Source organism: Pseudomonas sp. ATCC PTA-122608 (assembly GCF_001952855.1).
Lineage (GTDB): Bacteria > Pseudomonadota > Gammaproteobacteria > Pseudomonadales > Pseudomonadaceae > Aquipseudomonas.
The window spans coordinates 461,779-484,137 of sequence record NZ_LPNO01000035.1 but is presented as its reverse complement, the minus strand read 5'-3'; the positions used below and the strand labels follow the sequence as shown (position 1 = coordinate 484,137).

The window sequence follows — 22,359 nt, the reverse complement described above, 5'->3', positions numbered from 1 at the left end:
CTCTGAAGTCAGGCATGCAGGGTGAACAGCTTGTGTGGGGCGATGGCCAGGGCAATCGGCGCGCCGACGGCGTGAAGCTGGTTGTCGCTGCTGTCCACCAGCAGCGGTTGCGGGCCACCGACATCCACCAGCAGGCGGCTTTGGGCGCCCTGGAAAAACTGCGCCAGCAAATGCCCGTGCAGGTGCCCTTCGCTCTCCATCACCCGCAGGTGCTCGGGGCGGCAGTACACGGTGGCCGGCAGATGGGGCTCGTGCCACGGCAGTTCGCCGCCACACACTTTCAAGCCATGGGCCGTGCGATCAACCACCGAAAAGGCATTCAGGTTGCCCACAAAGCCTGCAACAAACGCGTTGGCCGGCTGCTGGTAGATCTCCCGCGGGCTGGCCAGTTGCGCGATACGCCCCTGCTCCATCACCAGGATGCGATCTCCCAGGGCCATGGCTTCTCCCTGATCGTGGGTGACGAACACCGAGGTGATGCCGAGGCCGCGCAATAGCTGATCCAGCTCGCTGCGCAGGCGCTCACGCAACTGTGCGTCGAGCGCTGCCAACGGCTCATCCAGCAACAGCACTTTGGGCCGAGGCGCCAAGGCGCGAGCCAATGCCACACGCTGACGCTGGCCGCCGGACAGTTCATGGATGCTGCGCTTGCCATGGTTCTGCAGGCCCACCAGCTCCAGCAGTTCGTCACAGCGCTTGTTGCGCTCTGCCGGCGCGACGCCGCGAATTTTCAGGCCGTAGACGATATTGCCGGCCACATCCAGGTTGGGGAACAAGGCGTAATTCTGGAACACCATGCCCACATCACGGCGCTCGATGGGCAGGCGCGTGACGTCGGTGTCACCGAAAAAAACCTGGCCCACGTCGGGACGCTCAAGGCCGGCGATCAAGCGCAAGGTGGTGGTTTTGCCACAACCGGACGGGCCGAGAATGGCCAGGGTTTCGCCGCCCTCGATGGTCAGGTCGAGGTTCTGCACAGCAACGGTGCCGTCGGCGAATGCCTTGCGGCAACCCTTCAGGCGAATGGTGATAGCGGTCATCGACGCTCTCCACGAGACAGACGAGCACTGATGGCCTGCAACGCAATCAGCAGCGGTACGATCATCAGCAAAAAGATAAGGGTGTAGGCGCTGGCGATTTCCAGGCGGGCCGAGGCATAGCTGTCAGCGAGGCCGACGGGCAAGGTCTTGGTCATCGGCGTGTGGAGCATCCAGGTCAGGTTGAACTCCCCCAGCGACAAGGTAACGACCATCAGCACTCCGGCGAGAATCCCCGCCCGGCAATTAGGCACTACCACACTGAAAAAGCGTCGAACGGGGCCTGCGCCCAAACTGGCGGCAGCCTCTTCCAGAACCGGCAGTTGCTGGCGTTGCATCACCGCCATCACCGGGCGCACCAGGAACGGCAAGGTGAACAACACATGCCCCACCAGAATGAACAACCAACTGCTGCGAAACCCTCCGAATTGGCCGTAGGTCAGCAACAACGCCAGGGCACTGGCCAGGCCGGGCATGGCCACCGGCAGCACCATCAATTCCTCGAAGGCGCGGCTGAAGCGGTTGTTCATACGCACCAAGGCATACGCCGCCGGTACGCCGATCACGCAGACGCATACCGCGCAAACCAGGGCCAGTTGCAGCGAGAGCCAGACCGTCGGCGAGTAGGCCTGCCAGACCTGGATCAACCAGTCGAAGGTCAGGCCGCTGGACAGGCCGACGAAGAAGTTGCGCGTCAGCCCCGCCAGCAATGACATCAATACCGGCACCAACATGAAGGCGCAGACCAGCAAGGTAAACAGCAACTGGATGACAAACAGCGATGAGCGCTTCACAGGACCGTCCCCGCGTTTTTCACCAGGCGCCGCGTCAACAACAGCACGGCCCAGGTCACCGCGCCAAGCACCACCGAGAGGGCTGCCGCCACCGCAAAGTTGGCGTAGTTGGTGAACACGTTATAGATAGCGACGGGCGTCACGTTCAGCCGTGTGCCCAGGGTGAAGGCCGTGCCGAAGGCGCCCATGGACGTGGCAAAACAGATCGCCCCGCAGGATGCCAGGGCCGGCGCCAGGCCCGGCACGATCACGTCACACACCACCCGCCAATGCCCGGCCCCCAGTGAATGGGCGGCTTCCTCGAGGCTGCGGTCGAGGCTTTCACACGCCGCCATCACCGTGAGGATCACCCGTGGAATCGAGAAGTACAGGTAGCCGACAAACAACCCTGCCAAGGAATAGGCAAAGATCCAGCGTTCACCGACCAACTGAAGCCCGAGTGCGGCAAACAAGCCCTGGCGGCCCGCCAGCAGGATCACCAGGAAGCCCACTACCACGCCGGGAAATGCCAGGGGAAACGTCAACAACGCCACCAGCGCCGAGCGCCCGAAAAATTGCTGGCGGGCGAGAAACACACCCGTGATACCGCCAACCAGCAGCGCCGCCAACGTCACCAGCACCGCGAGCACGCAGGTTTGCGCCAGGCTGCCCAGGTATTGCGCGCTGCTCAGCACTTGCCAGTAACCGCTGCCGTGGCTGTCGCGGCTTTCGCCGCCCAGCACTATCAAGTGCGCCAGCGGCAACAGCCAGAACGCGAGCAGCACCGCAAACGCCGGAGCCAGCGCCCAGGCGGGATTTGGCCGCAAAAGTGCCTTCACCTACTTGACCTCACTCAGGTAACGCGCGGCGAAGGCTTCCTGCACGGCGGCCATTTTTTGGTAATCCACCACGCCGGCGCGGGCGTAGTCGCTGTCCGGTAGAAACTGCGCGGCGACTTCCGCCGGCATCTTCATTGGCCGCACCGGACGCAGGTAGGCTTTGGCCCAAAGTGCCTGGCCCTCATCGGACAGAACGAAGTCCAGCACCTTTTCACCGTTGGCGCGGTGCGGCGCGTTCGCCACCAGGCTCATCACGTACGGCACGCTGATGCTGCCTTCCTTGGGAATCACGAAGGCGACGTTGGCGTTGTCCTTATAGCGGGCGCGATAGGCGTTGAAGTCGTAGTCCACCAGGATCGGCAACTCACCGGAGAGCACCCGCGCATAGGCGGTTTGCTTGGGCACGATGGGGGCGTTTTTCGCCAGCTTCTGGAAGTAGTCGATGGCCGGCGCGAAGTTATCGAGGTCGCCACCCATGGCGCGGTTGATCGCCACCGCCGAGACGTAGCCGACGAAAGCGCTGGACGGGTCGAGGTAACCGACCATGCCTTTGTACTCAGGCTTGAGCAGGTCGGCCCAGCTTTGCGGCACCGGCAGCCCGCCCAGGGCATCCACGTTGACCATGATGCCGAGGGTGCCGGAGTGAATCGCGAACCACTGGCCGTCCGGGTCTTTCAGGCCGGCGGGAATCTGTTCCCAGCCTTTGGGTTTATAGCCCTCCACCACCCCGGCCTTCTGCGCTTGCAGGCCGAACGTCACGCCGTAGTAGACAACATCGGCCACCGGCGCGGCTTTCTCGGCCACCAACTGCGCCAGGGACTGGCCGGAGTTCTTGTTATCCAGCGGCACCTGCACACCGGTGGACGCCGCGATGGCCTTGAGTTGCGAGCCCCAGTCCGCCCAGTCTGGCGGGCAGTTGTAGCAAATCGCGGTGTCGGCGGCCTGGGCCAGGCTGGCCGTGCCGCACAGCAGCAATGCCGCCAGGGTTTTACTGAGCATGCTCATCAAGCGTCTCCTTTATGGGGTTGGGTACTTTCGCCCGGCCGGATATGGCACGGCAGGCAGTGGGAAGTCGGTGGGTTGCCGGCGATTTGCGCCAGCAGTTGGTCGATCACGGTGCTGGCCAACAGCGCGATGGGCTGCACCACGCTGCACAGCGTCGGGTGCATCTGGGTGCCCAGGGAAATGCCGTCGAACCCCATCACCGAGAGTTGTTCGGGCACGTTCCAGGCATGGCGGCGCAGTTCGGCGATCAGGCTGATGGCGAGAAAATCGTTGGAACACACCAGTGCTGTGGGGGCCTGGGGGCCTTGCAGGAAGGGTTCGATGGCGGCGAACTCGGCTTGGGTGTGGGCCGGCATTTCAATCACCGGTTGGCTATCGAGGCCGTACTCGCCCATGGCATCGCAATACCCGGCGTAGCGCAGGCGGGCCCGGTCGGACTGCAACGCGGGGCCGGCGACCATGGCGATCCGGCGATGGCCCGCTTCCAGCAGATAACGAGTAGCGAGGGCCATGCCGGCGCGGTTGTCCACCGAGACGGCGCTGTAGTTGGGGTTGTCGGGTTGGTGGTAGGCCAGCACGAACGGCGTTTCTTCCGTGGCCAGGCTGTGGAGCACGCTGTTGCTTTCGGCGTCGGTGACGGTCAGCACCAGGCCGTCGACGCGCTGGCGCAGCAGTTCTTCCACCACGCTGCTTTCGCGCTCGGCGCTGTAGTCGGTGGTGGCCAGCAACAGGTTATAGCCACGCAGGCGTGCGGCGCGCTCCATGGCCTGGAACTGCTCGGCGAACACCGGGTTAAGCAGGTTGGGCACCACCACGCCGATCAGGTTGGTGGTTTGCAGGCGCAATTGGCGGCCCAGCAGGTTGGGCCTGAAACCCAGCTCGCGGGCGGCGGCGAATACCTGTTCACGGGTGGCCGGGCGCACTTGTTCCGGGGAGGCAAAGGTGCGGGCGGCGGTGGCGCGGGATACGCCGGCCAGCCGCGCTACGTCTTTCAAATCAGTCATTGTCACTCGCTTGAGATCGATCTCATTGGCGAGGACAGTAACGGGGGAATGTGGCAGTCAGGCGATGGGGAGATGACGGTTTGATGTCAGTGTGGATGGGGGTTTACTTGATGATCGTTCCCCACGCTCTGCGTGGGAATGCATCCCGTGACGCTCCGCGTCACCACTGCGCAAGACGTGAACCTTGCATCGCCCGATGGACGCAGAGCGTCCGAGGCGGCATTCCCACGCAGAGCGTGGGAACGATCACCATGGCGGTGTGTCAGGCAACCAGGTTGTCGTCTGTGCCGCCGCCTTCGCGGCCTCGCTAAAGCTCGACGGCTCCCACAGGGGATGGGGGGTGCTTGGTGGTTTTGTGTTTCAAGGCGGGGTCACGAGCCCTTGCTTGGTTGCATTGGCGAGTATGTCTTGGGCGGGCACGTTGACCCATGTGGCGGCGTCCACGTCGCCCTGCGTTGCCAGCCAGGCCTCCACCATCTGGTAGCCGAGCGTGTACCCCAACCACCTTGCCCGCGCGCCGGTACCAAAGAACCATTCGCTGTGGTCGTAATACGTGGCCTCGAGAAGCTGGCGGTCTACCGGGGAACTCAGCAGCTCCTGTGGTGCAAGCGCCCTTTCCCACAACTCCGGCTCACTGCCCAGCACCCGTCGCACAAACTGCCCGGCCAGGCCTTCACTGATCATCGCCTCCCCCAGCGTCCAGCCATAGCCGGGCCCTGCCATGCGCAGGCAATGATGCACTTCATGCACCACATGTCGGCGCAACGCGCCGCTTTGCAGGCTGGCGAGAAAATTCGGATTGTCGGGGTCAAGGGTCATGCTGAACAGGGTGCTGCGATAAGCGCGCCCCACCAGGCCCAGTTCCGGGAGGGTCTCCCCCGGCAATCGCTGGATCAGAATGTCCAGGCGCGGCGGCGGCATCAGCTGCGCAATGGCCTCGTAGGCGACTTCAAATTCACGGATCAGCTCAGGGCGAAACTGCGCCAGGCTCCCCGAAGCTTCCAGCCAATGCAGCGTCCATGCGTCCATTCTCACCTCTCGTCGCCAAAGCCGGGATGCGTTATCAAAGCGGCTCATCATACCGACGGGCTGTCATATTCACAGGCCAGCTTATAACCGGGCCAGCAAATTCCGCTGACTAACCTTTCGATCTGTCCCAAGTGCGGGCACAATGCGTGTCCTTTTTTGGCAGGCACCGCCGCAGGCTCTGAAAATGATCAAAACGCCGTACTACCTCATCGACAAACAGAAGCTTCTGGTCAACATGCAGAAGATCGCCTACGTGCGCGAACAGTCCGGCGCCAAGGCTCTGCTGGCCCTCAAGTGTTTCGCCACCTGGTCGGTGTTCGACCTGATGCAGGAATACATGGACGGCACCACCTCGTCGTCGTTGTACGAGCTGAAGCTGGGTCGCCAGAAGTTCGAAGGTGAAGCTCACGCCTACAGCGTGGCCTGGGCCGACGATGAAATCGAAGAGATGCTGGATAACTGCGACAAGATCATCTTCAACTCCATCAGCCAGCTGCAGCGCTTTGCCGAACGCAGCGAAGGCAAGACCCGCGGCCTGCGCGTCAACCCGCAAGTGAGCAGCTCCGACTACCTGCTGGCCGACCCGGCGCGCCCGTTCAGCCGTTTGGGCGAGTGGGACCCGGTTAAGATCGAAGGTGTGATCGAGCAGATCTCCGGCTTCATGTTCCACAACAACTGCGAGAACGGTGACTTCAACCTGTTCGACCAGATGCTCAACACCATCGAAGAACGCTTCGGCGCGCTGCTGCACAAAGTCAACTGGGTCAGCCTCGGCGGCGGCATCCACTTCACCGGTGAAGGCTATGCCATCGACGCCTTCTGCCAGCGCCTCAAGGCGTTCTCGCAGAAGTACGACGTGCAGGTGTACCTGGAACCCGGCGAAGCCGCGATCACCAACAGCGCCTCCCTGGAAGTGACCGTGCTCGACACCCTCTACAACGGCAAGAACCTCGCCGTGGTAGACAGCTCCATCGAGGCTCACCTGCTGGACCTGCTGATCTATCGCCTCAACGCCAAGCTGGCGCCAAGCAATGGCGAACACACCTACATGGTGTGCGGCAAGTCGTGTTTGGCCGGGGACATCTTCGGTGAGTATCAATTTGATCAGCCGCTGGCCATCGGCGATCGACTGTCGTTCATCGACACGGCAGGCTACACCATGGTCAAGAAAAACTGGTTCAACGGCCTGAAAATGCCGTCCATCGTAGTGAAACAACTCGACGGTACAGTCGAAGTGGTTCGTGAATTTGGTTACGACGACTACCTGTCCAGCCTTTCGTAAAGCGGACAGATAAAGGAGAGATAAAGCAATTGAAAAAGAACGTTCTTATCATTGGTGCAGGAGGTGTCGCCAAGGTGGTGGCCCACAAGTGCGCGCAGCACAACGACGAACTCGGTCGTATTGCTATCGCGTCGCGCAACATCTCCAAATGCCAGGCCATCATCGACAGCGTCAAGGCCAAGGGTAGCCTCAAGGTACCCGCCCAGATTCAAGCCTTTGCGCTGAACGCTTTGGACGTGGAAGCGACCAAGGCACTGATCCGCGAAACCGAATCGCAGATCGTCATCAACGTCGGTTCCGCGTTCCTCAACATGTCGGTACTGCGTGCCTGCATCGACACGGGCGTGGCGTACCTCGACACCGCCATCCACGAAGAGCCGGGCAAGGTCTGCGAGACCCCGCCGTGGTACGGCAACTACGAATGGAACCACCTGGAAGAGTGCAAACAGAAGAACATCACGGCCATTCTCGGCGTGGGCTTCGACCCGGGTGTCGTCAACGCGTATGCCGCGCTGGCGCAGCAAAAGCATTTCGACCGCATTGATTCGATCGACATTCTCGACGTCAATGCCGGCTCCCACGGCAAATATTTCGCCACCAATTTCGACCCGGAAATCAACTTCCGCGAATTCACCGGACAGGTGTGGAGCTGGCAGAACAGCCAGTGGACCAGCAACACCATGTTCGAAGTCAAACGCACCGACGACCTGCCTGTGGTCGGTTCGCAGAACCTGTACCTGACCGGCCACGATGAAGTGCACTCGCTGTCGAAAAACCTCGACGTGCCCAATGTGCGTTTCTGGATGAGCTTCGGCGAACACTATATCAACGTGTTCACCGTGCTGAAAAACCTCGGCCTGCTCTCCGAAAAACCGGTCACCACCGCCGAAGGCCTGGAAGTCGTGCCGCTGAAACTGGTCAAGGCCGTGCTGCCTGACCCGTCGTCGCTGGCACCGGGCTACACCGGCAAGACCTGCATCGGCGACCTGGTCAAGGGCACCAAGGATGGCCAGCCACGCGAGCTGTTCATCTACAACGTGGCCTGCCACGAAGAAGCCTTTGCCGAAACCGACAGCCAGGGCATCTCCTACACCGCCGGCGTGCCACCCGTGGCCGCAGCGCTGCTGGTTGCCCGTGGCGAGTGGGATGTGAAGCACATGGCCAACGTCGAGGAACTGCCGGCTGAGCCGTTCCTGAAAGCGCTGGACGTGATGGGGTTGCCGACTCGTATTAAAGACGAGAATGGTGATCGTGCTTGGGATGCGATTGCCTGATAGGCGAAAGTTGACCGAACAAAAAAATGCGCCCGAAGGGGCGCATTTTTTGTTGGGGCTCACACCCATCTCCAAGAATGATGAAGATCAAAATGTGGGAGCGGGCTTGCTCGCGAATGCGGTGTGCCAGTCACTGCATCTGGCGACTGATACACCGCATTCGCGAGCAAGCCCGCTCCCACACTTGAATCTTTAGCGTCACTACTGCTCAACAGCTCGGATTGAAGTAACTTCCTGCGGGGGTAGTAACCAATGCCGCGTCGTTGTCCATCCCAGAAAAACTCTCGCACCATCCTCAGTTGGAGCGCGCTGAGGCAATACTTCGCCAGCACAAGCCTTGCGCAAGCCGCTCATCAACGGCAGGAATCTTTCTCGAAAAGCCACTGGCTGAATGGCGAAATAAGCCTCAATAGACGCCAAGGCTTCTCTGCGATCATCTTCATCGAGCATCGCCAGGTAGAACACCATCTGGCGCCAGGCATAGGCGGTATTTTTGAGCATTATCAACCGAGCATGATAATGCTCGATCTTCATCTGATGCCGTCTACATATCCACTCAAAACACGCCTGCACCATGCTGCCTAATTTAGACCGTAGCAAAACCTTCAACCCAAGCGATTCAAACAATACCGCAAGGTTCTGCGTGGTTAAAATCTGCTGCTGCTCAAGAATGGTGCCATTGGTTGCCGGATGCCAAGTGCCTAACTCAGCTCCCGCACGCCCCGCGCACAAGGCCGCGAACGCATCGCTCGCCACTCGCGCTTGTCGCCGCCCTCGGGTGACGAGGCCGGCCAGCTCGTCGGTATCAATGGCGTAGTAACGTATATAAAGTGACCCTGCTATCACCGGCCCCGTTCGCCTGGCAGCGTCAGCGAACTTACTGGAAAACTGCCCCATGAAGATATCTGCAGCGACCTCTTCCACGAAGGGAAGATCTAGTTCCGCAGTGTCCGCCAGTGCTCCATATTCCTTGAGAAGCTTGTTAGGAAGGATAGCGTAAGGGAAGGCATGAAGCGTTAATGCCGCTGACTCAACGAGGGATTGTCTGGCGACACTGGCTGCACCAATGCCTGACTGCCGGTCGCGCTCAATTGCAGCAATCCAGGGCAACTCACTCAGGCCAACCTGACGCTCAAGATTCAACAGTAATAATGAACGCCGCCGACGGAACGCCCGGTAGGTCGAGGCGTAGACCATCCTCAACGCTTCGTCCCGCAACCCCGAGCTACTAAGCTGAGCGGTCATCGCGGGCAGCACCCGTGCGACTGTGTCACCCGAAGTGATCAGCCCATGCTTGATCAGTTCGCTAATCGTCCCGCTCCGACAGCGTTGAATACGGCGCAGGATCGCCGTTGGTATCGCGACACCCTCGGCCTGCGCACATTCCGATGCCTCCGCAGCAGTGAGCGGCGCGGCCAAATCGACAAAATCCGAAATGCCACTTTGCGCTGGATACTTGGACAGACGCTTTGCCACGACACGCGCAATTAGATGATGCTCTGGCCCCGCCACCTGGCGAAGCTGGTTCGCGCGGAACGCTAAGTGAGAGGCAGAGTCCGGAGTGCCATGTTTGCGCACGAAGTCATCGACAATTCGTCGTATACGACCTACCTGACGCCCTGTGAGCGATTCAGCATTGCGGGAGCATTGCTCCAGTAAAGAAAACAGTTCCGCCAAGCGGTCAGGGGAGCACCTGTCGATGCCAAGTTTTTTATAATTTTCCTCCAGTTCGGCCGCGTGCTCGTGCCACTGAGGTGGGTAATGACGGCAAGGCCAGCCAGCCTGATAAGTCAGGAGGAAATGTGCGATGGCCGAATCATAAAGGGGTAACCGTCTTGTGATCGCCTGTTTCTGCACAGCGATCTGAGTCTGAGCAGGCAAGGTTATAAGAGACTGCTTCACCTCACCCGCGTCAACGACATGTACCTGCGTGGCGGAGATCGGAAGCTGCGTAGAGATCGACGGAAAGAAACGCAATCGGTCAAAAAAAGGAACAATGGCCTCTATGAGGGCACGCGCCTCGTCAGTACGCCGCTGGCCTGACAACCAAGCCACGGTCAGTAACGCTGCCTCTTCCGGCACATCAACTCGATAGTCACAACTGGCCAGAAGCTGCTGCAGCGCATCAAGACCGTCATCTGTGAGATGCCAGGAATTGATATCCAACCGCTCGAACCCTCGACGAATCCCCGGGAGGGAGGCGGCCAGTTCACGCTCATAGTCGGTCAATTCGCCACCTGCCAACAGATTACCGGTAGCGAACCCCCCTGTAGTTACTTCCAGCGTAACCCAGGCGGGAACCTCAGCAATCGGGGTACGAGAGCCATACTCTGCGGTGCTTTGCAGAATGTGCGCAATAACCTGTTTCCAGCGCGAGATGCGTCTGCGGGCATTAAAACGGGCGAGAGGGTTACAAGTTTGATCGTGCGCAAGCAGTGCCCTGGACAGCTGGAAGACTGCATAACCTGCATCCATGCTAGTCACTCCGTGTGATCTGGAAGTATGTCCAGACTGCTGTGTAATGGATGGGTCCGGAGGCTGGATTCGAACCAGCGCCCACCCGGTTAAGAGCCGAGTGTTCTACCGCTGAACTACTCCGGAACAGTGGGCGCATTGTCGAGCAATGCCTTGAGAATGTGAAGGACCCCTACCCTTATTAAGATTTAACTGACGTAGATGTTTGCTTTCCTACAGGCACCCATAAATTTCAAAGAGTACTGAAGATCAAAATGTGGGAGCGGGCTTGCTCGCGAATGCGGTGTGCCAGTCACTGCATCTGGCGACTGATACACCGCATTCGCGAGCAAGCCCGCTCCCACATTTTTGATTTGCTGTGTTCTTGAGAATGGGGCTATTCAAGGTTGCGCGCCGAATTGCTCAACGCCCTTGAACACTGCAACAACGCCGGCGCCAACTGCTTCTCCGCATCCGCCCTGCTCCACCGACTGGTGGGCGCCACCACATGCACCGCCGCCACCGGCCGGCCATTCGCCCCCAGCACCGGCGCGCCGATGGTCATGTCGCCCAGGAACAGTTCCTGGCCATTCACCGCATAGCCCTGTTCGCGCACCTGCTGCAACGACGCCATGATCCTGTCGACTTCAGTCAACGTTTGGCTGGTATGCGCAACCCGCTGGCTGTTCTCAATCAACACCAACGCCTCATCCTGCGGCAACGCACTCAAATACGCCCGCCCCGACGCGGTGCAGTACATCGGCACCCGCGAGCCAATCGGCATGTGCACCGGCACGAAACCCGAGCTGACAAACCGCGCGATATAGGTCATGTCGTATCCCGCAGGCTCGGTCAGGCACGAGGTTTCTCCGGTCAGCCGGGTCAATTCCGAGAGGAACGGGTTGGCCACCTCAATCAACGAATGCGCATCCAGATAGCTGAAGCCCAACTCCAAGACCCGCGGTGTGAGTTGGTAATGGCGCGTGCGCGAGTGTTTCCGAAGGTAACCCAGGCTTTCCAGGGTAAACACCATGCGCTGGGCCGAGCTTTTGGTCATGCCGGCGGCCTCGGCCACCTCTGCAAGGCTCATGCTGCGGCGCTGTGCGCTGAATGCCTTGAGCACCGACAGGCCTTTTTCGAGGGATTGGTTGTGCAAGCTGTTGCGTTCTTCAGACATGGCGAACTCGCGGTCAGGTCGATCAAGCGTGGCGATATTTCTACACCAAACTGCGAAATTCGACCACTTAAAATCGCATACCGATACGAATGGTTCATTTTGTCGATTTACTACACCGCTAAACGATTTAATTGAATCGAAATGGCATAGAGCTTGCGGTTTGCTTTCCAACCGCTTGCGGTACTGACGATCCGTTTTCCTTCTGGAGTAACCCGATGAACAGTCTTTCGCCCTTGTTTCGCCGCCTCGCCTTCGGTATTTGCGCCACCTTTTGCGTAGCAACCGTGCACGCCGCCGGTGCGGCCTCGTACAAAGTCGGTGCAACGGCCAGCGGTTCGCCGTTCACCTTCCTCGACATCAAGAGCAACAGCATCCAGGGCGTGATGGTCGACGTCGCCAATGCCGTGGGCAAGGCCGGTGGTTTCACCAGCGAAATCGAGCAGACCAACTTTGCCGCACTGATCCCGTCGCTCACCTCCGGCAAGCTCGACTTCATCGCCGCCGGCATGCTCAAGACCCCGGAGCGCGCCCAGGTGGTGGACTTCAGCGCGCCGGTGTATGCGTACGGTGAAGGGTTGATCATTAGCGAAGACGACAACGCCGCCTATCCCGACCTCAGCTCCCTGAAAGACCAGGTGGTGGGTGTGCAAGCCGGCACGATCTTCTACGACATGCTCAACAAGCTGGGGATCTTCAAGGAAATCCGCACCTACGACTCCATCGGCGAAATGGTCCGCGACCTGAGCCTGGGCCGCATCAAGGCCGCCGTGGGTGACCAGCCAGTGGTGGCCTACCAGATCCGCCAGAAGCTGTTCAAAGGCGTGAAGCTCGCCGCCGACTACAAGCCGGTGAACGTCGGCGAGGTGTGCCTGGTGGTGCGCAAGGGCGACAGCGAAACCCTCGCCCGCCTGCACCAGGCCATCGCCAGCATCAAGGCTGACGGCACCCTGGACGCAATCCTCAAGAAGTGGGGACTTGATGCCCAGGTGCAACCATGAACCCGGCTGAATTCCTGCAAAACGCCCAGGACTTCTTGCCGATCCTGCTTCAAGGCGCCTGGGTAACGATCCAGATTACCGTGCTGTCGTTCCTGCTCAGCAGTGCGATCGGCCTGGTGCTGGCGTTGCTCAAGCTGTCGCCGATCCGTGCGCTGTCGTGGGCAGCGAGCACCGTGATCAACGTGATTCGTGGCCTGCCGATCATCGTGCAGCTGTTCTACATCTACTTCGTATTGCCGGACATGGGCGTGCACCTCAGCGCATTCCAGGCGGGTGTGATCGGCATGGGCGTCGCCTACTCGGCGTACCAGGCGGAGAACTTCCGTACCGGCATCATCGCCGTCGAACAGGGCCAGCGTGAAGCCGCCGAAGCCCTGGGGATGCGCTCGGTGCTGATGATGCGCCGGGTGATCCTGCCCCAGGCCTTTCGCATCGCCTTGCCGCCCTACGGCAACACCCTGGTGATGATGCTCAAGGACTCGTCCCTGGTGTCGACCATCACCGTCGCCGAGATGACGCGCCAGGGCCAACTGATCGCCTCATCCACCTTCCAGAACATGACCGTGTACACCCTGGTCGCCCTGCTCTACCTGCTGATGAGCCTGCCGCTGGTGTATGGCCTGCGCCGCATGGAACAGCACCTGGGCCGGAGGAAAAAAGTATGATCGATATTCGCCAACTGCAAAAACACTACGGCACCCATCGCGTGCTGCACGGCGTCGACCTGGACGTAGCCAAGGGCGAAGTGGTGTGCCTGATCGGCCCGTCCGGCTCGGGCAAATCCACCCTGTTGCGCTGCATCAACGCGCTGGAAGCCTACGACGGCGGCACCATCCGCGTATTCGGCGAGACCGTGCAGCGCAGCAGCAAGACCGTGCATGCCCTGCGCAGCCGCATGGGCATGGTGTTCCAGCGCTTCAACCTGTTCCCCCATCGCACCGTGCTGGAAAACGTGATGGAAGGCCCGGTTTACGTCAAAGGCGAACCGCTGAAACAGGCCCGCGAAGAAGCCCTGGCGCTGCTGGATAAAGTCGGCCTGTCAGCCAAGGCCGATGCTTACCCGGAACAACTCTCCGGCGGCCAGCAACAACGGGTGGCCATCGCCCGCGCACTGGCGATGAAGCCCGACGCCATGCTGTTCGACGAACCCACCTCGGCCCTCGACCCGGAACTGGTGGGCGATGTGCTGGAGGTGATGCGCACCCTGGCCGATGAAGGCATGACCATGATCGTGGTCACCCACGAAATGGGCTTTGCCCGGGAAGTGGCCGACCGCGTGTGCTTCCTGCACGGCGGCTACATCGTGGAGAGCGGGCCGGCCGAACAGGTGCTGGGCAACCCGCAACAACCACGTACCCAGGACTTCCTGCGCCGCGTGCTGCACCCCACCGCCAACACTCGGAGCGTGTCATGAAGTCACTCTGGGCCGCGACCGCGCCCGCTGCACCGCCGACACCCGCGCTGGCTGAGTCATTGAAGGTGGACGTGGCCATCGTCGGCGCCGGGTACACCGGCTTGTCCACGGCCCTGCACCTGGCGGAACGTGGCGTGAGCGTATGCGTGCTGGAAGCCAACGAACCTGGCTGGGGCGCGTCCGGGCGCAATGGCGGGCAGGTCAATCCGACGCTCAAATACGACCCGGATCAACTGGTGCAGATGTACGGTGCCGAGCGTGCCGAGCCGCTGATCCATACCGTGTCCAACTCGGCGGACCTGGTGTTCAACCTTATCCAGCGCCATGGCATTGACTGCGCCCCCACGCGCAAGGGCTGGATGCAGGTTTCCTATTCCGAAAAAGGCGTGGCGGGCCTGCATGCTCGCGCCGAACAATGGGAGCGTCGCGGAGTGCCGGTGCAGCGCCTGGATGCCGGCGCGGTGTCTGCTCGCATGGGCAGCCAGGCATTTGCCGGTGGCTGGCTGGACGGCCGCGCTGGCGCCATCCAACCCCTGGCCTATGCTCGGGGCCTGGTGCGTGCAGCGCAGGCGGCGGGCGTACGCATTCACGGGCAAAGCGCCGTGACCGCGATGCAACAGGCGGGGGCTGGCTGGAAGTTGCAAACCGCCAGCGGCGCGCAGGTGTCGGCCGGCCAGGTGGTACTGGCCACCAACGGCTACAGCGGCGACTTGTGGCCCGGCATGGCCCAGAGTGTGCTCGCGGCCAACAGCTTTATCGTCGCCACCCGACCGTTGAGCGGGGCTGCGGCAGAGAGCATTTTGCCCGGGCAGGAAACCGTATCCACCGCCCAACGGCTGCTGCTGTACTTTCGCAAGGATGCCCATGGTCGCTTGCTGATGGGCGGGCGCGGACTGTTCGAAGACCCCACCGGCCCAGCGGATTTTGCGCACCTGGAACGCTCGCTGGCGTTGTTGTTTCCGCAGCTGGGCAAGCTGGACTTCGAGTACCGCTGGGCAGGACGGATCGCGATCACCCGGGACTTTATGCCCCACGTCCACGAACCCGCGCCCGGCTTGACCCTGGCGCTGGGCTGCAACGGGCGCGGGATTGCGTTGTGTACCAGCCTGGGCCAGCAACTGGCGGGACGCTTGTGTGACAGCCGTTCAGCATTTGCGTACCCGGTGACACCTTTGCAACGGTTGCCGATGCATGGCTTGCAACGCTTCTACATCGGCGCGGGCGTGGCGTGGTACAGCCTGCTGGATCGCCTCTCCCTGTAGGAGCGAGCTTGCTCGCGAAAAACTCGAAGGCGCCGCGTCTCCTCAGGAGACCTGCGCCATCTTCAAAGCTCGCAGACCTCACCCTCGTCGCCGAAGAAATAGATATTCTCGTGCTTATACCCCCAGCGACCACCTCGCTCGCGAATATGCGGCTCAAAGGTAAAGCACGCCACCTCTTCAAGACGCCGGTGATTGCCCGCTTCGATGTAGAGCCTTTGGTCACGCTGTTCGCAGATGCTATGACCGACGTTGCCAGCGAAATCGAGGTTCTCGAAACCTTCGGATGCGATCAGGTCATTGGCGAATGCGTGGAGGTCGTTGAACGTGGTTTCAGGCCGGGCGAATGTGCGCATCATCGCGTGTAGCTGGTGCTCGACTTCATAGCCCCTGCCAAACTCCGCCCCCGTCGGCACCGCCCTGCATACACCCTCCTCCACATAGAAAGAGCGGGCACAGTCCCCCCACACATTGCCTGCTCTCGGGCTCAAATCCACCGTGATCAGATTGTGTAAACCAACCGCTTCGTCACTGGGCCGATAGTCGCGTCCCGACACCGAAACCACACTGCGCGAACCCAGCAACACGAAGGTCGGGCAGTCGTAATACCAGGTCTCCGGATAGCCGGAATCCGCGAGCATCTGCGTCGCCATTTCGGCGATGGAGGCTTCGGTTGACTGTGGCGTGATTCGCGTAACGAGCTGCTGCAGCACCGACTTGGCGGCGGTCTGGACGACACGATTGGGCAACATGGACCGTCTCTGACTGATGGGTGATTGCGTCGATAGTATCAGCAGCAGACCTGACCGCGCGGCTGGCGACAGATGAAGTTCGGGAAGAAACCGCTCTCGGATTTTTCCGACAGCTGTTTCAGGTTGTCGGTCGGACGGGGGCTGATTAACCTTCGCCGTCGCTGCCAATTCAGCGACCGGATTTGACCGTCCGCCTTCCCAAGTACACCTGTGCCAACATCGACTCAGGCGTTTTTTTCACGCCTGTTGTATCGTGTCGCGGCAGCTGTACGCGGGATACCTTCGGGTATGCCGGGTTTCCTTGGGACCGGTCGGTCAACCCGCGTATAGCTGCCACCCTAATTCGTTTGACCGCGAATCGTGGCAGCTCCACTTCCCTTGGAGTTTCACCATGATTAAAGACAGCCCCAATCCCCCTGGCCATTCAGACTTCGACACCAGCACACTGCACGAAGTGGCCTATCGCGCGATCAACCACTACCTCAATCCCGGCAAACCGATACCCGAACCTACCGATGGGCTCTTCACCGTGCGCGCCGACCTGGGCACGGAAACCCTGCTGGTCAACGCGTCCCAGGACCTGGCCTCCATCAGCGATATCGCCACCCACTTGGCCTTTGAAGTCGACGGAGCCCAACGCAATGTGGCGCTGGGCATCTGCCGCATGATCGAAGGCGTTCAATTGCTGGTCGACAAGGCACTGAATGTGACCCACCCAACGGCCTAAAACTTAGGCCAGCGCTCCTACGCAAAGCGTGGGAGCGATCAAGCCCTAGAACACCGACCACCCAATCCGCTCGCTCAACAACTCCAACGCCTTCATCCCCGCCAGCGAATTGCCCGCTGCATTCAACTCCGGCGACCAGACGCACACCGTAAACTGCCCCGGCACTACCGCGAGAATCCCGCCGCCTACCCCGCTCTTGCCTGGCAAGCCAACGCGATAAGCAAAATTCCCCGCCTCGTCATAGAGCCCGCTGGTGGCCATGATCGAGTTCACTTGCTTGGTCTGGCGCGCCGTCAGAATCTGCTCGCCGCTGTGAGTGCACACGCCTTCATTCGCCAGAAAGCAAAACGCCTTGGCCAAATCCAGGCAGCTCATCTGCAACGCGCAGTAGTTGAAGTAGCTGTGCAGCACCGCATCCACATCATTGTGGAAGTTGCCGAACGACTTCATCAGGTATGCCATCGCCGCATTGCGCGCACCGTGCTGGGCTTCGGATTCAGCCACGACGCTGTTGACCAGGATCTGCGGGTTGCCCGACAGCCGCCGCACGAAGTCGCGCATGGACAGGATCGGTACAGCAAAGCGCGATTGGTTGATGTCGCAGATCACCAATGCCCCGGCGTTGATAAACGGGTTACGTGGCCGCCCGCGCTCAAACTCCAGCTGCACCATGGAGTTGAACGGCTGCCCCGACGGTTCGTGGCCCAGGCGCTCCCAGATACTTTCGCCGCCATGGTCGATGGCCTGCACCAGGCTGAACACCTTGGAGATGCTCTGCACGGAGAACAGCGTGTGAGCATCGCCCGCGCAATAGAACGAGCCGTCATTGCCATACACGGCAATGCCCAGTTGCTGCGCCGGTACGTCGGCCAGTGCGGGGATGTAATCGGCGACCTTGCCGAGGCCGATCAGTGGACGAACTTCGTCGAGGATCGACTCCAACAGGGCCTGCATGTTTTGTTCTGGCATGGTTTGGGAATAGTTGTTGAGCGGGGCGCGGAGGATACCTGAAACACCGGCACCAGGCAGGCTGCTGGTGCAAAGATGGACGCTGCGCAGGCCGTGCGATATCTTCTGGCCGCCGCCGATTCAGGCGAAAACACACGAAGGAGTGGAACGTTGAAGATGCAGGACGCTTTGAGAGGACGAAGCTTTGCTGTGCTGATGGGCATTGCCTTTATTGCCCTGGACCAGTTGATCAAACTGCTGGCGCTGTTTTCGCTGCAAGCCACGACGTTCCGGTTCGGTTCAAGCCCGGTGAACATGGCGTTGGAACTGAGCCTGAACCCGGGCGCATTCCTCAGCCTCGGCGCTGGTTTGCCAACCCAGGTCAAGCAACTGATCTTTATCGTCGGTGTGGCCGCCGTAGTGTGTTGGGCCGGTTATTGGGCCTGGAAGAACTGGAACCATTCCCTGCGCAAGGCCGCGCCGCTTTTTCTGATTGCCCTGGGCGGCGCCGGGAATCTGATCGACCGGGTATTGCGTGACGGCCATGTTGTCGATTACATGGTGGTGAATGTCGGCTCGCTGCATACAGGCGTATTCAATCTTGCGGATATCGCGATCACCTTGGGTGCGTTGTTGCTGATGGTTGATCTGTTCAAGAAGCCGGGTAACGTCTGAGGTTTGTCCAGTCAACCCGAATGGCTGCCGGAAAACCCTGAACACTTGTGGGAGCTGTCGAGCTTTAGCGAGGCTGCGACGGCGTCAGTTCTGCAACATTGATGCTGCCTGACCCACCGCTTTCGCAGCCTCGCTAACGCTCGACAGCTCCTACGTTTGATCTTGCGCCACCCGCTCACGCCCCTTGAACGCCACCGAAAAACAAAAAAATATCAACAACGCAAACCCTGCCGGAAACAGCCAGATGCTGCGCCAGTCATGGCTGCCACCTGCCGCCACATAGTGGTCGGTCACCTGCCCCGCCACCCAGAATCCAATCAACATCCCCACGCCATAAGTCGCCAGGGTAATCAGCCCCTGGGCCGAACTCCTGAAGCGCTCCGGCGCTTTCGCATCGGTGTAAATCTGCCCCGAAACGAAGAAGAAGTCATAGCAGATGCCATGCAGCGCAATCCCGGTAAACAGCATGAACGCCAGTTCGCCGTTGTTGCCGTAGGCGAACAGCGCATAGCGCAGCGCCCAGGCCAGCATGCCGACCAGCAGCGCGATCTTGATGCCGAACCGCTGGATAAACAGCGGCAACAGCAGCATGAACAGCACTTCGGACACCTGCCCTATGGCCATCTTCGCGGTGGGATTGGTCACGCCGATTTCCGCAAGAAACGGGTTGGCGTTCTGGTAGTAAAACGCCAGGGGAATGCAGATCAGGATCGAGGCGATGAAGAACACCAGGTAGCTGCGATCCTTTAATAACCCCAGCGCATCCAGCCCCAGCAGCTGCTTGATATCGCCACTGCCCGCCTCGGCTTTCAAGGGCGCAGTGCGCGGCAAGGTGAAGCTGTAGAAACCCAGCAACAGTGACGCGATGGCAGACATCAGGAAGGTGTTGCGCAACGCGCCCGTGGTGATCGACTGCTGGGAATCCCAGGCGAATACAAAGCTGATCACCAACCCCGCGACGATCCAGCCCAAGGTGCCCCACACGCGGATGCGCGAAAACTCCTGCGCCGGGTCGCTCATTTGCCGGAAGGCCACCGAGTTCACCAGCGCCAGGGTTGGCATGTAGATGACCATGTACGCGAGCACGTAAGAGTAAAACCCGATGAAGTCCGGCGCGCGGTACAGCTGGTAGAGCAGCACTGCGCCGATCAGGTGCAGCACGGCCAGGATGCGCTCGGCATTGAAGTAACGGTCGGCGATCAGGCCGATGATAAACGGCGCGATGATCGCGCCCCACGACTGGGTGGAAAACGCCATGCCGATTTGCCCGCCACTGGCCCCCAGGTTGCTGGCGAGGAAAGTGCCGAGGGTGACGAACCAGCCGCCCCAGATAAAGAATTGCAGGAACATCATGACGCTCAGTCGCGCTTTCATTGGGGTCACCGTTTTATTGTTATTTTGGGTCAGAAGCGGTGTTCAGGCGTCGGGCAGGCCCAGCAGCCGTCGGTTGGAGTGCTCGTCGGACGTCACGCCGGCGAAGTCGTCGAATGCCTTTTTGGTCTTGCGGATCATGTGCTGCTGGATGAACGTCGCCCCTTCTGCCGCGCCTTGTTGCGCATCCTTCAGGCAGCATTCCCACTCCAGCACGGCCCAGCCGCTGAAGTCGTACTGGGTGAGCTTGCTGAAGATCGATTTGAAGTCGATCTGGCCGTCGCCCAGCGAGCGGAAGCGACCGGGACGGTCGACCCATCCTTGATAGCCTCCGTAGACACCGGAACGTGCATCGGGGCGGAACTCAGCATCCTTGACGTGGAACATGCGGATGCGCGCGTGGTAACGGTCGATAAAGCCCAGGTAGTCCATTTGCTGCAACAGCAGGTGGCTGGGGTCGTAGAGAATGTTGGCGCGGGGATGGTGATCGACGGCGTCGAGGAAGCGTTCAAAGGAGGCGCCGTCGTGCAGGTCTTCGCCGGGATGGATTTCGTAGCAGAGGTCGACGCCGGCGGCTTCGAAGCAGTCGAGGATAGGCAGCCAGCGCTTGGCCAACTCAGCGAAGCCTTGTTCCACCAGGCCGCTGGGGCGTTGTGGCCAGGGGTAAATGTACGGCCAGAGCAACGCGCCGGAGAAGGTCGCATGGGCCTTTAAACCAAGGCGCTGGCTGGCGTGGGCGGCGAGTTTCAATTGCTCGATGGCCCACTCGGTACGTGCCTGGGGTTGGCCCCGCAGATGGGCCGGGGCGAAGTCGTCGAACAGCGTATCGAACGCTGGGTGAACCGCCACCAGCTGGCCTTGCAGGTGGGTCGACAGTTCGCTGATTTCGACACCGGCATGGGCGCAGGTTGCCTTGAGTTCGTCGCAGTAGGCTTGGCTTTCGGCGGCGCGGACCAAGTCGATATAGCGAGTGCCGAGGGTCGGCAGTTGGATCGCCTTGTAGCCCTGGGATGCCGCCCATTGGGCGATGTTGGCCAGGGTGTCGAAAGGTGCTTCGTCCGAGATGAACTGGGCGAGAAAAATGCCGGGGCCGCGCATGTTTGTAATCTCCTTCATGAGTGGGCTGCCAAGGGGGTCCACTTCGCGTCGCCGCGATGGTTGCTGATCACGGCTTCGATAAAGGCCATGCCGCGTACGCCGACTTCGATGCCGGGCACGCCAGCGGCCGTGGTGCCTTGGCGAATGGCCGTGGCAAAGTCGCGGTAGAGGTTGGCCATGGCTTCGAGGTAACCCTCGGGATGCCCGGCAGGCAGGCGCATGCGTTGCAGTGCCGCGTCGCACAGCCAGGGCTGGCCGACGCCGGAACGCAGGACGCGCAGGGGTTGATCGAGGGAGCGATGGATCAGGCTGGCGGGTTCTTCCTGGCGCCATTCCAGGCCACCTTTGTCGCCATAGAGGCGGATCTTCAGCGGGTTCTCTTCACCGGCACACACTTGGCTGGCGATCAGCACGCCGCTCGCGCCGGAGGCCATCTTGAACAGCATGGCGGCATCGTCATCCAGTTGCCGGCCGGGTACGTGGATGCCCAGGCTGGCGCAAAGCTGTTCGATCGGTTGGTCGGCGATGAACTCGGCCAAGGAAAACGCGTGGGTGCCGATGTCGCCGATGCAGCCGCCGAGCCCCGACAGCTCCGGCTGGCCACGCCACTCAGCCTGTTTGCTGCCCTGCCCGGCCACGTCCTGGCTGAGCCAGCCTTGTGGGTACTCGACGATCACTTTGCGCAGTGCGCCGATGACGCCATTGCGCACCATGTCGCGGGCCTGCCACACCATCGGGTAGCCCAGGTAAGTGTGTGCCAGTCCGTAAAGCCCGGCGCTATTTTTGACGACTTCTGCCAGCGCCTGCACTTCGGCAAGGTTCAATGCCGCAGGCTTCTCGCTGAACACATGGAAGCCGGCCTGCAACGCCTGGGTCGCGATGGGTGCGTGCAGATGATTGGGGGTAACGATCACCAGCAGTTGCATGCGCTGCCCGGCCGGGAGCGTCTGTTCGGCGGCCAGCATCTGTTGCCAGTCGCTGTAGCAGCGGGACGCAGGCAAGCCCAGCGCATTGCCGGTGTTGCGATTGTTCTCGGCCTGGCGACTGAAGGCACCGCACACCAGTTCAAAGCATCCATCCAGCCCCGCCGCCTGGCGGTGGGCCTGGCCGATGAAGGCGCCTTCACCGCCGCCAACAAAGCCCATTCTTATTTTTTGCACAGCAGCCGTCATCGCAAGTCTTCTCTTTTTGGGTCATTACCGGCCATGATGTAACCGGTTACATCGTGCCGGAAATTTAGGCC

21 protein-coding genes and 1 tRNA gene are annotated in these 22,359 nt (G+C 60.8%); 8 read left to right on the top strand and 14 right to left on the bottom strand.

The window, feature by feature from the left end:
• Nucleotides 1-8 precede the first annotated feature (8 nt).
• From AU074_RS25440 to AU074_RS25415, 6 genes are all read right to left on the bottom strand, one after another.
• Complete coding sequence (locus tag AU074_RS25440) at nucleotides 9-1,040, bottom strand: ABC transporter ATP-binding protein (protein WP_076017057.1); 1,032 nt, start codon at nucleotides 1,038-1,040, stop codon at nucleotides 9-11.
• Nucleotides 1,037-1,831: an ABC transporter permease gene (locus tag AU074_RS25435; protein ID WP_076017056.1), complete on the bottom strand. Its 795-nt coding sequence runs from the start codon at nucleotides 1,829-1,831 to the stop codon at nucleotides 1,037-1,039. The genes AU074_RS25440 and AU074_RS25435 overlap by 4 nt, the downstream gene beginning before the upstream one ends.
• Nucleotides 1,828-2,649, bottom strand: coding sequence for an iron ABC transporter permease (locus tag AU074_RS25430; protein ID WP_076017055.1), 822 nt, complete (start codon nucleotides 2,647-2,649; stop codon nucleotides 1,828-1,830). The genes AU074_RS25435 and AU074_RS25430 overlap by 4 nt, the downstream gene beginning before the upstream one ends.
• Nucleotides 2,650-3,654: an ABC transporter substrate-binding protein gene (locus AU074_RS25425; protein ID WP_076017054.1), complete on the bottom strand. Its 1,005-nt coding sequence runs from the start codon at nucleotides 3,652-3,654 to the stop codon at nucleotides 2,650-2,652.
• Nucleotides 3,654-4,658 (bottom strand): LacI family DNA-binding transcriptional regulator, encoded by a 1,005-nt coding sequence (locus AU074_RS25420; protein WP_076017053.1) that lies wholly within the window; start codon nucleotides 4,656-4,658, stop codon nucleotides 3,654-3,656. Before AU074_RS25420 ends, AU074_RS25425 begins: the two co-directional genes overlap by 1 nt.
• Nucleotides 4,659-5,018: 360 nt before the next feature.
• On the bottom strand, nucleotides 5,019-5,687 hold the full coding sequence (locus AU074_RS25415; RefSeq protein WP_076017052.1) for a DUF2268 domain-containing putative Zn-dependent protease: 669 nt from the start codon (nucleotides 5,685-5,687) through the stop codon (nucleotides 5,019-5,021).
• 184 nt (nucleotides 5,688-5,871) lie between these two features.
• Here AU074_RS25415 and AU074_RS25410 point away from each other — a divergent pair, with 184 nt between their 5' ends.
• Together AU074_RS25410 and AU074_RS25405 are read left to right on the top strand one after the other, a co-directional pair.
• Entirely contained in the window at nucleotides 5,872-6,969 is a 1,098-nt protein-coding gene (locus tag AU074_RS25410; RefSeq protein WP_003211413.1) for a carboxynorspermidine decarboxylase, read from the top strand.
• Nucleotides 6,970-6,998: 29 nt separating this feature from the next.
• Entirely contained in the window at nucleotides 6,999-8,243 is a 1,245-nt protein-coding gene (locus AU074_RS25405; protein WP_017475085.1) for a saccharopine dehydrogenase family protein, read from the top strand.
• 201 nt (nucleotides 8,244-8,444) lie between these two features.
• Here AU074_RS25405 and AU074_RS25400 read toward each other — a convergent pair whose 3' ends face one another.
• The 3 genes from AU074_RS25400 to AU074_RS25390 all read right to left on the bottom strand — a co-directional run bounded on the left by AU074_RS25400 (nucleotide 8,445) and on the right by AU074_RS25390 (nucleotide 11,874).
• A complete protein-coding gene (locus AU074_RS25400) occupies nucleotides 8,445-10,718 on the bottom strand; it encodes a hypothetical protein (RefSeq protein WP_076017051.1) in 2,274 nt (757 codons plus the stop codon).
• A 51-nt stretch (nucleotides 10,719-10,769) separates the two neighbouring features.
• A tRNA-Lys gene (locus tag AU074_RS25395) sits at nucleotides 10,770-10,844 on the bottom strand.
• A 250-nt stretch (nucleotides 10,845-11,094) separates the two neighbouring features.
• Nucleotides 11,095-11,874: an IclR family transcriptional regulator gene (locus AU074_RS25390; protein ID WP_076017050.1), complete on the bottom strand. Its 780-nt coding sequence runs from the start codon at nucleotides 11,872-11,874 to the stop codon at nucleotides 11,095-11,097.
• Nucleotides 11,875-12,089: 215 nt separating this feature from the next.
• Here AU074_RS25390 and AU074_RS25385 point away from each other — a divergent pair, with 215 nt between their 5' ends.
• Genes AU074_RS25385 through AU074_RS25370 form a run of 4 tightly spaced genes read left to right on the top strand, consistent with a single transcriptional unit; the run spans nucleotide 12,090 to nucleotide 15,548 of the window.
• A complete protein-coding gene (locus tag AU074_RS25385; protein ID WP_076017049.1) occupies nucleotides 12,090-12,872 on the top strand; it encodes an ABC transporter substrate-binding protein in 783 nt (260 codons plus the stop codon).
• Nucleotides 12,869-13,537, top strand: coding sequence for an amino acid ABC transporter permease (locus AU074_RS25380; protein ID WP_076017048.1), 669 nt, complete (start codon nucleotides 12,869-12,871; stop codon nucleotides 13,535-13,537). The genes AU074_RS25385 and AU074_RS25380 overlap by 4 nt, the downstream gene beginning before the upstream one ends.
• On the top strand, nucleotides 13,534-14,286 hold the full coding sequence (locus tag AU074_RS25375) for an amino acid ABC transporter ATP-binding protein (protein ID WP_076017047.1): 753 nt from the start codon (nucleotides 13,534-13,536) through the stop codon (nucleotides 14,284-14,286). The genes AU074_RS25380 and AU074_RS25375 overlap by 4 nt, the downstream gene beginning before the upstream one ends.
• Nucleotides 14,283-15,548 (top strand): FAD-binding oxidoreductase, encoded by a 1,266-nt coding sequence (locus tag AU074_RS25370; RefSeq protein ID WP_076017046.1) that lies wholly within the window; start codon nucleotides 14,283-14,285, stop codon nucleotides 15,546-15,548. Before AU074_RS25375 ends, AU074_RS25370 begins: the two co-directional genes overlap by 4 nt.
• Before the next feature lie 62 nt (nucleotides 15,549-15,610).
• On the opposite strand, the gene AU074_RS25365 is transcribed toward AU074_RS25370, so the two are convergent.
• Nucleotides 15,611-16,297, bottom strand: a complete 687-nt coding sequence (locus AU074_RS25365) for a M24 family metallopeptidase (protein ID WP_076017045.1) — start codon at nucleotides 16,295-16,297, stop codon at nucleotides 15,611-15,613.
• 391 nt (nucleotides 16,298-16,688) lie between these two features.
• On the opposite strand from AU074_RS25365, the gene AU074_RS25360 reads away from it, so the two are divergent.
• Entirely contained in the window at nucleotides 16,689-17,024 is a 336-nt protein-coding gene (locus AU074_RS25360) for a DUF6124 family protein (RefSeq protein ID WP_076017044.1), read from the top strand.
• Between the two features lie 45 nt (nucleotides 17,025-17,069).
• Here AU074_RS25360 and glsB read toward each other — a convergent pair whose 3' ends face one another.
• Nucleotides 17,070-17,978: a glutaminase B gene (gene glsB, locus AU074_RS25355; protein WP_010171887.1), complete on the bottom strand. Its 909-nt coding sequence runs from the start codon at nucleotides 17,976-17,978 to the stop codon at nucleotides 17,070-17,072.
• A gap of 171 nt (nucleotides 17,979-18,149) precedes the next feature.
• Between glsB and AU074_RS25350 the strand changes: the two genes are divergently transcribed.
• Nucleotides 18,150-18,647, top strand: coding sequence for a signal peptidase II (locus AU074_RS25350; RefSeq protein WP_076017150.1), 498 nt, complete (start codon nucleotides 18,150-18,152; stop codon nucleotides 18,645-18,647).
• Between the two features lie 150 nt (nucleotides 18,648-18,797).
• Here AU074_RS25350 and AU074_RS25345 read toward each other — a convergent pair whose 3' ends face one another.
• Genes AU074_RS25345 through AU074_RS25335 form a run of 3 tightly spaced genes read right to left on the bottom strand, consistent with a single transcriptional unit; the run spans nucleotide 18,798 to nucleotide 22,261 of the window.
• On the bottom strand, nucleotides 18,798-20,021 hold the full coding sequence (locus AU074_RS25345) for a nucleoside permease (RefSeq protein ID WP_083676725.1): 1,224 nt from the start codon (nucleotides 20,019-20,021) through the stop codon (nucleotides 18,798-18,800).
• A 42-nt stretch (nucleotides 20,022-20,063) separates the two neighbouring features.
• Nucleotides 20,064-21,116 (bottom strand): sugar phosphate isomerase/epimerase, encoded by a 1,053-nt coding sequence (locus tag AU074_RS25340; protein ID WP_076017042.1) that lies wholly within the window; start codon nucleotides 21,114-21,116, stop codon nucleotides 20,064-20,066.
• A 14-nt stretch (nucleotides 21,117-21,130) separates the two neighbouring features.
• On the bottom strand, nucleotides 21,131-22,261 hold the full coding sequence (locus AU074_RS25335) for a Gfo/Idh/MocA family protein (protein ID WP_173860408.1): 1,131 nt from the start codon (nucleotides 22,259-22,261) through the stop codon (nucleotides 21,131-21,133).
• Between the last annotated feature and the right edge of the window lie 98 nt (nucleotides 22,262-22,359).